The organism is Bacteroidales bacterium (assembly GCA_017521245.1).
Taxonomy (GTDB): Bacteria; Bacteroidota; Bacteroidia; order Bacteroidales; family G3-4614; genus Caccoplasma_A.
In genome coordinates, this window is the sequence record JAFXDI010000016.1 from 28940 (window position 1) to 42150 (window position 13211).

At 35.2% G+C, this 13211-nt stretch carries 10 protein-coding genes; 4 read left to right on the forward strand and 6 right to left on the reverse strand.

All coding sequences use genetic code 11. The features are described 5' to 3' along the window. The first annotated feature begins 8 nt into the window (after positions 1–8). Together IKK64_03515 and IKK64_03520 are read left to right on the forward strand one after the other, a co-directional pair. On the forward strand, positions 9–1223 hold the full coding sequence (locus IKK64_03515) for a DUF4876 domain-containing protein (protein ID MBR4119127.1): 1215 nt from the start codon (positions 9–11) through the stop codon (positions 1221–1223). Positions 1224–1338: 115 nt separating this feature from the next. After that, entirely contained in the window at positions 1339–2931 is a 1593-nt protein-coding gene (locus tag IKK64_03520; GenBank protein ID MBR4119128.1) for a hypothetical protein, read from the forward strand. An 87-nt stretch (positions 2932–3018) separates the two neighbouring features. On the opposite strand, the gene IKK64_03525 is transcribed toward IKK64_03520, so the two are convergent. From IKK64_03525 to IKK64_03535, 3 genes are read right to left on the reverse strand one after another with little or no spacing between them, the layout of a single operon-like run. Continuing rightward, a complete protein-coding gene (locus IKK64_03525) occupies positions 3019–3552 on the reverse strand; it encodes a hypothetical protein (GenBank protein ID MBR4119129.1) in 534 nt (177 codons plus the stop codon). Between the two features lie 47 nt (positions 3553–3599). Further along, complete coding sequence (locus IKK64_03530; protein MBR4119130.1) at positions 3600–4133, reverse strand: hypothetical protein; 534 nt, start codon at positions 4131–4133, stop codon at positions 3600–3602. Between the two features lie 16 nt (positions 4134–4149). Continuing rightward, positions 4150–5178 carry a hypothetical protein gene (locus IKK64_03535; protein MBR4119131.1) on the reverse strand — a complete coding sequence of 343 codons (1029 nt, stop codon included), beginning with the start codon at positions 5176–5178 and terminating at the stop codon, positions 4150–4152. A gap of 391 nt (positions 5179–5569) precedes the next feature. Between IKK64_03535 and IKK64_03540 the strand changes: the two genes are divergently transcribed. Both IKK64_03540 and IKK64_03545 read left to right on the forward strand, forming a co-directional pair. Continuing rightward, positions 5570–6094 (forward strand): transposase, encoded by a 525-nt coding sequence (locus tag IKK64_03540; protein MBR4119132.1) that lies wholly within the window; start codon positions 5570–5572, stop codon positions 6092–6094. A 161-nt stretch (positions 6095–6255) separates the two neighbouring features. After that, positions 6256–8436 (forward strand): hypothetical protein, encoded by a 2181-nt coding sequence (locus IKK64_03545; protein MBR4119133.1) that lies wholly within the window; start codon positions 6256–6258, stop codon positions 8434–8436. 83 nt (positions 8437–8519) lie between these two features. Here the strand turns inward: IKK64_03545 and IKK64_03550 are convergent, their stop codons facing one another. Genes IKK64_03550 through IKK64_03560 form a run of 3 tightly spaced genes read right to left on the reverse strand, consistent with a single transcriptional unit; the run spans position 8520 to position 12310 of the window. Further along, complete coding sequence (locus IKK64_03550) at positions 8520–9863, reverse strand: leucine-rich repeat domain-containing protein (GenBank protein ID MBR4119134.1); 1344 nt, start codon at positions 9861–9863, stop codon at positions 8520–8522. 15 nt (positions 9864–9878) lie between these two features. Beyond that, on the reverse strand, positions 9879–10850 hold the full coding sequence (locus IKK64_03555; GenBank protein MBR4119135.1) for a hypothetical protein: 972 nt from the start codon (positions 10848–10850) through the stop codon (positions 9879–9881). A gap of 29 nt (positions 10851–10879) precedes the next feature. Further along, on the reverse strand, positions 10880–12310 hold the full coding sequence (locus tag IKK64_03560; GenBank protein ID MBR4119136.1) for an AAA family ATPase: 1431 nt from the start codon (positions 12308–12310) through the stop codon (positions 10880–10882). Positions 12311–13211: the final 901 nt, after the last annotated feature.

Below are 13211 nucleotides of genomic sequence, written 5' to 3' on the forward strand. Positions count from 1 at the left end.
AAACAATTATGAAAAAATTTCTTTTAACAATTTTACCTTTGGTAGCAGTGCTATTCTTAGGTGCGTGTACCGGTGACGATGACGGAGACGGAGCTAAAGTGTACACACTTACTGTAAATGTAACTATTCCTGAGGCTTACACTTGGGAAGATGTAACAAGCGAATCTATTATTGCAAGAAATCAACTTACAGGCGTTGAATACAAGGGCATTAAATTGGCTGATGGTATTTATACTGTAATTGTTGAGCCAGGTGACTACAATGTAAATGCATTGTTAAAGACTGCCGATATGAACTTAAGCGGTCAAAAAATGAATGTTAGCGTTTATAACATTGTTGCCTCAACAACTATTGCTGCGGAAGAGTCAACATCTTCTCCATTGGTTATCAAAGAGTTCTACACTGCTATGTGTAAAACTCCTGCTAATAAAAATTATATGTATGACCAATTCGTTGAGATTTACAACAACTCTGCATTTACCCAATATCTTGACAACTGCTTAATCGCTCGTACTGAGATTGCGGCTAATACAAAAACCAATTTATGGGGTACTACTACTGAAGAGATGAAAGCTGTTGCTGTTTCTTCATACATTGCTGGTTGGGTTGGTAATGGTACAACTTATCCTTTGGCTCCAGGTGAAAGCGTAGTTGTTGCTTTCCAAGCACAAAATCATACTATCATGAGTGACAATCCTGATACAGAAGAAGTTGAGGTAAATCCAAACACTATCGACCTTAGCAAGGCTGACTATGAGATTGATATCACACAGTACAAACCAGCATATGTTGCTAACCCAGATGTTCCAAACCTAACTATTGTTGCTAAACCAGGTTCTCAATCTGTAAACTTTGCTGTTCTTCCAGCATTCGGTGCAGGTCTTGTTTTGGCTAAAGTTGAAGACATTGAAACTTACTGCGATGTTAACAACGAGGCTAACTGGGTAACTAAACCAGAGGGTAGTGATGTTAATCCATACTTGATGATCAGATACAAAGATATTCAAGACGCTATTAACGTTGTTTGCATAACTGAGACTCAAAGAACTACTGCTCTTCCTGCTCAAGTTGACGCTGGTATGATTTACACATCTGCTATGTACAACGGAAAGGGATTCACTCGTAAAGTTGCTGAGACTGTTGACGGACGTGTTGTTTACAAAGATACTAACAACTCATCTGAGGACTTCGAGGCTGAGGCTAAACCAACTCCTGGAATCTAATATTTAATAAAAAATAAACTACAAAAGAGTTGCCGACCAAAGGTGTCGGCACTCTTTTCCCAATAGGGAAATATAAGAGAGTAATTATACTCGCACAATTAAAGCAAACTGATATATGTTGAATTTTAGAAAGATAGCATTCGTATTATCGTTAATGGCAACCCCTTTTGTTGCTAACGCAACAGAAGTCGACACAACCGCTGCAATAATGCAGTACAAAGATTGTATGTACTTGAACAATGTAGCGTATGGCAATATTAACCCAACCTTTATAAAAGACCTTCCCGTAGATGCTTTTGCAACTTTGGAGGTTAGTTATGGTGCAGAAACGGGTACTATTACAAAAGCAGGAAAAGGTGCTTTCCATCAACTCGACAAATCGGGAAAGACTCGCGACTTAAACGTTTCGGTTTACGGAGTCAGAAAACTTCGTGACGTATCGTTTGAAGGTGGAATGTCGTATAACAATGGCAAAGATAATAATCGTGCGTGGAATGCTACTCTCTATCAATCAGAACAAAACCCATTTATGCTTGCCGACTCACTTTTCAGCGACTACTCTACCGAAGAGTTTACTCTTGACGGACGCTTCTCATGGGAGCCAATAGAGTTAATTCGTTTTGGTGTTAATGCTGATTATGTAGTTGGTACAACTTCTGATGAGCAAGACCCCCGTTTGGAGACAAAAGGTATGCTCTTCACAATTAACCCTGGTATCGATTTTAAGGTAGCAGAGTATGTTAAGATAGGTGCAACAGGAGGTATCCGCCTATTTAACGAAAATGCCAAATATAGCACCGTTGAAACTGGAAATATGTCATCATTCTTCGTTATGAGCGGTATGGGAACATGTATGGATCAAGGTGGTACTTCGTACCAACGCGAGGCTAAAGGCTTGGCTTACTTTGCCGACCTACAAGTTTATTGGCAACGCCCCGATTATGGAAACCTTTTAAACATCGGTTTTGAAAAGAATAGAGAAAAAGCAACCGATGGAGGTACTACATATCAATTCCTTGGCGGAGAATATAACAACACTAAAATATTTGCTGAAGAACGCTTCACTTTCACAAAGGGGAAATTTGTTCACAACTTTGAGTTAGGAGCGGCAATGGAGGACATTAAAGGTACTTGGTTCTATCAAAAAAATGTTGTGGATCCAAAAACAGGTTCTTCTCAATGGGTGGTTATGGATCAAGATGATGAAAAACATTTAGAGAAGAGAATGACTGGAGACTTTGCTTACCGTCTTGATGTTCTTTCTCGCACAGGACAACCCTCATGGAGTGCTGGTGTTAATGCTTACTTCATAAACTCTGATATGAAGAACAACCCAAGCGGCTATTATCAAAAATATACAAATATAAAGGCAGGAGCCTTTGTTAAGAAAACTTTCCAAATTAAGAAATCAATATTCTCTCTATCTGTTGGAGGAGACTATAAGATGAACTTATCTAACTCATTCTATATGTCGCAAGCTGAAAGATTGAGAGACAAATATACATTCCCAATGTTTGAATATACTACTGCTGACTTCTATGATGTTTATGGCAAATTGGAGACTAAAATTCCTATTCCAGGAAAGAAATTCAAATCATACATAGGAATTTTTGCAGAGGCTTCAACTCAAAGATACATTGGAGATTTAGACCGATTCAACAAAACAGCATTCAACCAATTTGGCGGAGGTGCTAACTATACATTCTAAAGATAGATAGGAGTATAAACTAAATAAAAAACCTAATTGGACTTAAGTCTAATTAGGTTTTTATTTTTATCGGAGAGTTACAAAAACTCAATATTTATACAAATGGGGAGCACAAAAACTCACCATAGATCTCTTATTACACTCATCTTTATTTGATATTGATATTCTCAATGTTTCATTAAACTCCTTTGCAAATGATAAAATCTCTTCATCTGTTACTAAATTATATGCATCCTTTGAAAAACATATATATCTTAAAAAAACCTCTTCGGTTAGGCACCTTACAGCAAAACTTATTTTATCAATAATAGGAACCCCATCTTTATTGAAAAATTTTTTCTCTCCAAAATGCTTTATGGCAAGAGCCACTACCTTATCTCTAAATTTTGTATATTCACCTCTATTTATATACGGATAGATATAGTGCTTACTTTTACGGGATACCCTTTTATAATATCTGGGCTTATACAGAACCAAAAAATGCTCTAACTCAAGTTTTGTTGTATCGGTGTAATATAAATTATATTGTAAATCCCCCTTAAATATAGATTCTTTATTTTGAGCACTCAAATGAAAACTAAACAATAGAGATAGAGCAATTGTAAAAAGTATCCGTTTCATAGGTTGCATAACTTAGTTAATTATAATTTATTTATAATTGTAAGACTTTAATACTTAAACAAATGGGGACTAATTATACTCACCATTGATTTCTTATTACACTCATCTTTATTTGATATTGATATTCTCAAAGTATCATTAAACTCCTTTGCAAATGATATAATCTCTTCATCTGTTACTAAATTATATGCATCCTTTGTGAAACAAATACGTTTTAAGAATACCTCCCCTGTTAAACACCTTATACCAAAACCTATTTTATAAATATTTGGCTCTCCATCTTTATTGAAAAACTTCTCCTCTCCAAAATGCTTTATGGCAAGAGCCACTACCTTATCTCTAAATTTTGTATATTCACCTCTATTTATATACGGATAGACATAGTGCTTATTTTTATTGAATACTTTTTTATATAATTTTGGTTGATACCAAACATAAAAATTCTTTAACTCAAGTTTTGTTGAATCAGTATAATATAAATTATATTGTAAATCCCTCTTAAATATAGATTCTTTATTTTGAGCACTCAACTGAAAACTAAACAATAGAGATAGAGCAATTGTAAAAAGTATCCGTTTCATAGGTTTAATATCTACGTTAATTACCATTTAATATATATAACAGAAAAGAGGGTGATATAGATTCATCAAAGGCTCTTGGATTTTGACTCTTCTCTGGCGACATAAATTTACCCACTTTATTGTATATCTCCAAATCTTTAGAGGTAAAATAGCCATTCTCAGCAACTCGCACTATCATTTCATCGTATTCATCTTGTAATTCAGACATACCATTATATGAATCATCTCTCATAAAAATCTTACCTCCTAACAGATCTATTGATTCATCAACTGTATTAAAAATCCCCAAGTTATAATTTACTTGATTAATAATATCCCCCAGGACTTTCACCTCTAACTCAAGATTCATTCCTGGAATACTCTTGATTACATTCTTTCCATTCCTATTATAGAAATCAACTTGCCCAGTATGTATTAACTCTTCAGTTTGTTGCGGTAATTGAGGAGTTTGTGTAGAATATGTAATTCTTCTTTTTTCAGTATGTACACGACCTGGAGTTGGTGCAGAGGGAGAATATTGTATATAATACCCTTTGGGGAAAACTGTATTTAATATCTTCTCGCCATATTTATTTTGAGAGAAATAATTAACGCCTTTTGCTAAATGTTCCCACATATCAGAAGGAACATTTTTTGATCTGCTAAAATCTATATTCCTCCCTAAATATGGTGACTTCTTTGTCAAACTTACGGTATCAATTGGCTGAGAATAATTATTATACATAACTCCAGGATTGTTGTAGTAGGGATGATTTTTTGTAGTTTTTGAAGTTTGTTCTTCGGAGTTTAAGACTCTCATTGATAAAGAATTTGCACTATATTCCTCCTCCTTAGGCAGAACACTCTTATTCATTTTTTTAAGATGTTCTTGAAAGTTTGGAAGATTTTGGGGCTGATATTCGGGCTTCTCTGCATCCCATACTGAAATCCTCTTCTCTATATACCTCCCCCATATAGGAGAATATTGCATACGCACATTGTTCACACTATCCCAATATATAGTATTGCTATCGGGCTCATTACTATTATCATAAAATTTACACATAAGGAATAAAATTTAAAATTATAAAACAAAAGTAGATGCTACATCTCCATCTTTAATGTTAAATTTATACTATTTGCTATTGTCCATTATTTATATCTCTAAAACTTATACTATATGAAAGAAAAAAACCGCATAGAATATTGAATATAACAATATAAATAATTAAATTTACAGAAATTTAAAACTACTGTTGTAGTAACTAATTTGTAGGGATGCAGACAAAGTATTTGTGAAGCAAATAGAATTGACTAAATGTCAATTCGTACTGCTGTCTGGGGAGCATAGTGCTCTATGCGACGGAGTAGGCCTGCCACGTCCAAATAAAAGAGCATCAAAAGAATGTAGGGACGTGGCCCGCCACGTCCGAAAAAAATGAGATAAAATTGCAATAATGGGGAACACTCTACCAAAACGGAAAACACCGAGAGCCCAATGGATAGAATATAATACAGGTATATATTTCATTACCGTATGCACCCATAATTGGAAGCACTACTTTGGAGAGATAACAGAAGGAGTAATAACATTAACAAAAATAGGTAAATATTTAGCAGAAGAATTAGAAGAAGCATCACAACATCACCCTTATATTGAGGTTGTTCAATATGTGGTAATGCCAAACCATTTTCATGCAATAGTTGAAGTATCTGAAAACAACAATACGGACGTGGCAGGCCACGTCCCTACTTCGGAAGAACGAATATTAAATAGATTGAATGGAAGGAAACCTCTTCTATCAACATTTATAGGATCGGTTAAATCTTCAGTAACAAAATATGCTAATAGCATGAATTTGAAATTTAAGTGGCAAAGCAGATACCACGACCACTTAATAAGAGGTGTAAAAGATTGTAACAAGATATCGGAATACATAGAGAATAATATTCTAAACTGGGAAAAAGATTGCTTCTATTAATAATTTATAGAAACGCAATTTGTAGGGACGCAGACATCAATGTAGGGACATGGCACGCCGCGTCCGAAAAAAGGCAAAGTGCCTCGTCCGTATAAGAGGATAGAATAGTAAAAAGCATTTCTTATTCCTAATTAGAAGAACAAATAACAAACTAACATACTATGAAAAAAATTTTAAAATTTATTCTTGCAGGGGTGTTTGCTCTAAGCACCTTAACAATATCGGCAGCAGAGAGAGGCTTTGCCATTGTTATTGACCCCATAAGTTACAAAGAGGCAAAGGCTGAGGTTGATGCTTACGCTCAATCGGTTGAGAAACAAGGCTTAAAAACATACATTGTTGAGGATGTGTGGTATAACCCCGACTCTATCAGAGTGAAAGTTAAAGAGTTGGCTACTAAAAAGGATGCTCCCATTGAGGGTGTGGTTTTCATTGGCGACATTCCTGTGCCTATGATTAGAGATGCTCAACATATGACTTCGGCTTTTAAAGCAAAACAAGATCCCAAGAAGATGGAGTTTACCTCTGTTCCCTCGGATAGGTTCTACGATGATCTTGATTTGGAGTTCTCTTTTATTGAGCAGAGCAAAGAGAAACCTAATCAATTCTACTACTCGCTTACTGCAACATCGGCACAAGTGTGTCAACCCGATATCTACTCGGCTCGTATGAAGACTTGCGACAAAGGCGACAAAACTAAATATGAGCGTCTTAAAGCATACCTTAAAAAGGTTGTTGCTCAAAAAGAGGCTGCCATAAAACTATCGCAAGTGTTCTACTTTGCAGGTCAAGGTTATAACTCTGATTGTGGCTTGGCTCGTATTGATGAAAAGAACTCATACTACGAGATGTTCCCCAATCTAATGGGACAGGCTTGGAGTCTTACATATCAAAACCACGCAGACTATGTGTATAGCAAATATCCTTTGATGAGCCAGATGCAACGCAAGGATCTGGCATTGGCAGTGTTGCATCACCATGGTTACCCCGATACTGAATACCTTGATGATAATCCAATTCCTCAAAATGCAGAGCAAAACCTTGAGGCTGTTAAGAGATTCTTTAGAGCAAAAATAAACACTGCTGTTAGCAGAGGTAAAGATACAACCGAGACTATTAACTACTACAAAGATGGTTACGATGTTCCTGAAAATTGGTTCTCGCATGAGGCTCTTTTTGGCAAGGAGATTAGTGAGAAAGATTCCATTAATGCCGTACAAATGGACCTTCATTTAACCGATCTTGGAGAGTATAAGCCTAATGCAAGAGTGGTTATTTTGGATGCTTGTTACAATGGTGCTTTCTGCCACGATGAGTATATTGCCGAAGAGTATATTTTTGAGGATGGCGACTGCGTTGTTACTATTGCAAACAGTGTAAACTCATTGCAAGATAAGTGGTGCGACCGTAATATTGGTATGTTTGGTTTGGGTTTGCGCGTGGGTAACTTTGTTAAGTATAACCCATATTTTGAGTCACACGTTTTTGGTGATCCTACATACACTTTTGCTCCCTTTGCAAAACTTGGATTCAACGTAAACGAGGCTCTTTTGAAAGGTGATAAGTTCTGGAAAAAACAACTTAAATCGGAGTATGCTGCTATGCAATCGTTTGCCATTAACGAGTTGGCTCTTCGCAAAGCAATCACTTCGGCAGAGATATTAGAGATATTTAAATCTTCGCCCTACCAAACTGTTCGCCTTATGGCATTGAACACTCTTGCTACATATAAAGATGACAACTACATTGAGTGTCTATCGTTGGGATTGAACGATAATTTTGAGTTAATTCGTCGCTTCTCTTCTATTCAAGCAGGTAAGTGCGGTGATTTGAGATTGATTCCCGCCATTGTATCGTTATACTCAAAACCCTCTATTGGTCAACGTGTTGACTTCCAACTTAAAATGGCAATGGAGATGTTCCCATACAATGAGTTGGTTGCGGAGTTCAAAAAACAAGATCCTTGCAAAGATTATTACAATGCTGAGGAAGAGACAGAGAGTCTGTTGAAATCGTTAAAGAGATTCTCAGATAAATCGTTTGAGGGAGAGGTTGAGCAGATAAGCAACCCCGAAGTTTCGGCTAAGAACAAACTTAAAGTTATACGCTCATTCCGTAACCGTCCACTCCACCCCGCTGTTAATGAAATTATTGCAGCATTTGAGACTATCACAGAACCAGACTTGCAAATTGCTTTAATTGAGACAATGGGCTGGTTTAATATGTCATACAAACGTAACGAGATTGCCGACTACTTCTTCTCGGTATGGGAAAACAAAAACTATGAAGAGGCTGTCCGCAACGAGGCTCTTAAAACATACAAGCGTTTGAAAGGATTTTAATATAAGTTATTAGAAGAAAGAGAGGAGATGGGAGTTTATTCAACACTCCTATCTCTTTTTTTATAATAGTTTAACGGGTTAAACTACTTCTCCTTAACAACCTCTTGCAACTCAATAGGCAACATACTTTTTATCGTATCAATTTTCTCTTTTGCAACATAAATTGCTTTAAGCGAAGTACAACCATAGAAGGTTCTTGCATCAAGTTTAGTTACACTCTCGGGGATAGTAATACGCTCAAGTGTAGTACAGCCTTCAAAAGCATTTGACTCAATTACAGTAACACTATCGGGGATAATAGTAGATTTACATCCTGTAATTAGTGTGTTAGTAGCAGTTTCTATTATTGCATTGCACCCCCCACGTGAATCATATATAGGATTACCCTCTTCTACTACTATGCACTCAAGAGACATACAAGCAATAAAGGCAAAGGCTCCAATCTTAATCATACTTTTGGGGATTGTTATACTTTTGAGCGAGGAACACCCTTCAAAAGCACTCCAACCAATTGTCTTTACACTCTCAGGGATAATGATACTCTCAAGTGAAACGCAACCTTGAAAAGCACTCCATCCTATATCTTCCAGACCTTTTGGGAGAGTGATACTTTCAAGTGAAATACAATTTTGAAAAACATCCCATCCTATATTTTTCAAGCCTTTAGGTAAAGTAACACTCTTTAGTGATCTACATTTACTGAAGGCTCTACTTTCAATTATTTTTACCCTCTCAGAAATTACAATGTTTTTAAGCGAGGTACATTCTGAGAATGTCTCTTCTCTAATCTTTGTAATCTTCTTAGGTATATTTACACTCTCAAGAGATAAGCAACGGTCAAAAGCCGCTTTCCCAATTTTAGTAATACTTTCAGGGAGTATAATAACTTTTAATGAGGTACATCCCGAGAAAGCCTTATCTTTAATTGTTGTAACACCTTCAGGGAGTGTAATACTCTCAAGCGAAATGCAATCCTTAAAAGTATTAGTTTCAATCTTAGTTATGTTGCCTAATATATTTATGTTTTTAACTGAAACACAAGAGCAAAAGGCTTTAACGCCAATTTCTGCTACACTTTCGGGGATAGTAATACTCTCAGGTGAAGAACATGCCCAAAAAGCATATGGTGCAATTCTGGTAACACTATTGGGGATAACTGTTGATTTACATCCTGCAATAAGGGTATTGGTTGCTGTCTCTATGATTGCATTGCACCCCTCACGTGAATCATATATAGGATTACCCTCTTCTACAACGATACTTTCAATAGAGGGAGAATTTAAAAAAGAGCCTGCTAAAACATTTGTAACACTCGCAGGAATAGTAACAGATTTTAAGTTTGTGTAATCTGCATAACTATCCCAATCTATCGTAGTAGTCCCCTCAGGGATTATTACAACACCATTTTTAACTTCAAAATTAGTCATACCTGTTATATATTATCATTTAAATCGATATGGAAGAGTATCTACATCATATCTTTTGATACGTTCATATAATCCATTAACAAATTCTAAATCTTTCTTATCAAATTCAGGGTGATAACAGTTGAAAAGAGTTAGTATTTCATCTTTTAAAACAGGATAGTTATTATCTAACAAAGTGTAGTCATTATTAACTCCAACGCAAATAATGCTAACCTCTGTATCAGTAATCGCTTTAGTAGCAAGTTCCGAAGTCAAAGATTTTAGTTCCTCTAACGTTAAACTCGATATTGTTCTTCTGTCAGATTTGTAACTTATTTCAATGTCAGGAACTCCTGTTTTTGTGTCAATAATTTTAACATCATCTGTTTCAGCATAAAGCATTTGCAATAAAAGAGGCCAAAACGACTCTTCACACTCAGCATAATCAGGATGATTATACTCGATAGGTTTCATAAAACGATAGAAATACTTGTATAGGAATATTTTTTCGAATGTATATAAATTATCTTCCTCTATATCTTTTACAAAAACCCAAAATTTACGCCTCTCTTTTGACGCAGATATATCTTCGATAATCCATTGATAACCGAGTGGAAAAATATTTTCACGAGGGTTATCGTCCTCTTCATCTTCAACATCTTCATCTTCTATATCGTAGTCTTCATCATCTTTTTCAGGTGTTTCTTTATCATTATTAAATTGGGCATCCATAGCATAACTCTCTAATTGAGATGCAATAAAATCATCTAATAATTTATCAAAATCCTCACTGCTAAATGCAGAATCATCTTCTTTATCAATATCCCCCTCTTTATTTTCAATCTCCCCTTCTCCAATCTCCTCATTTTCATCATCGAGAATTTCTTCTACATCTTCAGTAGCAAATAAATCCTTTTCATTGCTCGAGTTATAACTTGAACATTCATTTTGACGGTCAGAAAATTCAAACAAACCTTTATCTAAGTTTTCTATAATTTCATCTTTCATAACAATATCTCTTTAATAAATATACGCCACTATCTCACTCTTAAATGCTCTTTTATATACTCCTCGCTAATCTTTACAACACTGCTCTCTGAGGGATGAACCATATTGAAGTACATACTTTTAAGGGCCTTTGCAAGCAATGCTTTAACATTACGGAATCCCAGTCCCGATTTATATGCTTCAGCAGCAATGTAACGAAGAGCCTTTTCTTCAAATTGTAAATCAATATTGTTTTTCAACCAGAACTCCTTATGCGATTGAAGAACACTCTCTTTTGCTGATATCATAATCTCATATATAACATCCGTTGACAAAGGATTTAACACTACAGTCTCTCCAATACGTCCCAAAAGTTCTGGCATATATCCCCACTCCTCAAGGTCTTCTGTTTTTACATATTGTAAAAGATTGCTTTCGTCATACCCAGATGAAGAGTTTTGACTAAATCCAACCTTCTGACGTAAGTTTAATCTTTTTTTAATAATATTCTCCATTCCTGAGAAGGCTCCGTCAAATACTATCAATAAATTATCTACTGGAAGGCGGTAGGTATCTCCTGTAGGATGGGTTGAATCTTCGAGATGCAGGCTGTGATCAGTTTCAAAAAAACGCATAATATCACGCATCATATCATTATCCATATCTGTCCCACATGTCCCAATAATATTTTGATTATGGTGTGTAATCTTATCAAACTCGTGGAATACTATAATGGCATATTTCAGGTCATTTATAGTAGTTCCGTTTTTCAACTCACGTGCTATAATATCTGTAATACCAACTCCTCTCCATCCTGTAGGAGTTATTTCAGATGAATTTATACGAATAACAGGGCAATCGCATATCTTTGCAAAATGGCGAATCATCTCCGATTTTCCACTTCCCGTTGGTCCCATAACTAAAACAGGAGTCTTTATCCTTGATGTATATTTTTTAGATTTACTATCGTGATGTAGGAAGAATGGAACAGCCAACTTATCAATAGCATCATCCTGACCTTTTACATACTGTTTTACGTATGCAGCCATACTAATGGGGCTTTCTAATGGGTCTCCAATTTGTTGTTGTTGTTCGTTACCGAAGAGTGTCTCCTTTGAGAAACCAAAAAGAGTTTCAATATATTTATACTCTTTTTGTGTAGGGGCTTTGAGTATCTTTTTCCAAGCCTCCAATTTATTCCTCATAATAGAGGTAATTCCCTTTGAAGAGTTTTTAAGAGAAACAAGTTCATAAATAAAATCATTTGTTCTCTCTCTAAAACCTTCAACTGTAATTGATCCTTTTACAAGCATATCAACCATCTTTATAGCATGCTCCGGTGTTATTCTTGGACATAGGAATAATCGTGCTGCAACGTTGAGAGCATCAAACTTACCATTATCTTCAATTTTAAGACCAAAATAGGTTTGACTCTTTTTCTCCATTTGTTTTCTAACTGTTTTATTTGATTTGTTTTCCATAACTATATATTAAGTTTAAATTATACATAAATATTTCACTATTCTCTAGTTTATTAACTGTTGATGATTACCTATTAAATTGTTGATTTGTTTATTATAATTCATTACTCACTTTCAGAGGATTTTCCATAGGGACCAAGAGTAGGAACTCATTAGTTTAATGATGGGAACAGATATTAAATATGTGTAAAAGGATAGGATCTTAATTATCATCCTTTAAATTAACAATGTCAAAGAGCGCAACAATGGTCATTAACTCCAATTTAAGTTGAAGTTATAACCTATTATACCATTTAGGAAATGCTATTTTGATTTGGAACTCCTTTAGAAAAAAATTCCGATAAAGTGTCATCGAACTATTTTTTTACAAAATAATCCACACTTAAACATTTATCATCAATAATGTAATTCCCCTAAATCGGCATAAACAGTTTGTTTTGTTTGATTAATTTAAAAGATAAGTAATTAATGTATTAGATTTAAATAATGTTACCCATTTTGTGGTTGATGGGTAATATGATGATGCAAATATACTACATTATTTTATATTTGCAAATTAAAAATGAAAAATTCATTTTTTTCTCACTGTAGTTACATTGTTTGTTTATACACCATTGCTGCTATTAGACTAATACCCTTTTAGACCTTAAAGGCCTTTAAGGTTATAAAAGGGCATTAAAGGCATTAAAGGGGCAATATTCCCCTGCTTTGGGGAGAGGAGTTTAACTATTTTAGCAATTTGACCAATCAGGCCAATTTGGCCAATACCTTTTAGGCCTTTTGGGCTTTAATGGCCTTTAAGGCTTTAAATGGCCTTAAAAGCATTAATCTTACAAACAAAAAAAGAGAGAAGTCTTTGTAACTTCTCTCTTTCCATAAGGGGCGGCTACCTACTCTCCCA

Bases quoted from the DNA above. Each gene is read 5' to 3' on its own strand.
- IKK64_03515 (MBR4119127.1), top strand. From the start codon at position 9: ATGAAAAAATTTCTTTTAACAATTTTACCTTTGGTAGCAGTGCTATTC.
- IKK64_03520 (MBR4119128.1), top strand. From the start codon at position 1,339: ATGTTGAATTTTAGAAAGATAGCATTCGTATTATCGTTAATGGCAACC.
- IKK64_03525 (MBR4119129.1), bottom strand. From the start codon at position 3,552: ATGAAACGGATACTTTTTACAATTGCTCTATCTCTATTGTTTAGTTTT.
- IKK64_03530 (MBR4119130.1), bottom strand. From the start codon at position 4,133: ATGAAACGGATACTTTTTACAATTGCTCTATCTCTATTGTTTAGTTTT.
- IKK64_03535 (MBR4119131.1), bottom strand. From the start codon at position 5,178: ATGTGTAAATTTTATGATAATAGTAATGAGCCCGATAGCAATACTATA.
- IKK64_03540 (MBR4119132.1), top strand. From the start codon at position 5,570: ATGGGGAACACTCTACCAAAACGGAAAACACCGAGAGCCCAATGGATA.
- IKK64_03545 (MBR4119133.1), top strand. From the start codon at position 6,256: ATGAAAAAAATTTTAAAATTTATTCTTGCAGGGGTGTTTGCTCTAAGC.
- IKK64_03550 (MBR4119134.1), bottom strand. From the start codon at position 9,863: ATGACTAATTTTGAAGTTAAAAATGGTGTTGTAATAATCCCTGAGGGG.
- IKK64_03555 (MBR4119135.1), bottom strand. From the start codon at position 10,850: ATGAAAGATGAAATTATAGAAAACTTAGATAAAGGTTTGTTTGAATTT.
- IKK64_03560 (MBR4119136.1), bottom strand. From the start codon at position 12,310: ATGGAAAACAAATCAAATAAAACAGTTAGAAAACAAATGGAGAAAAAG.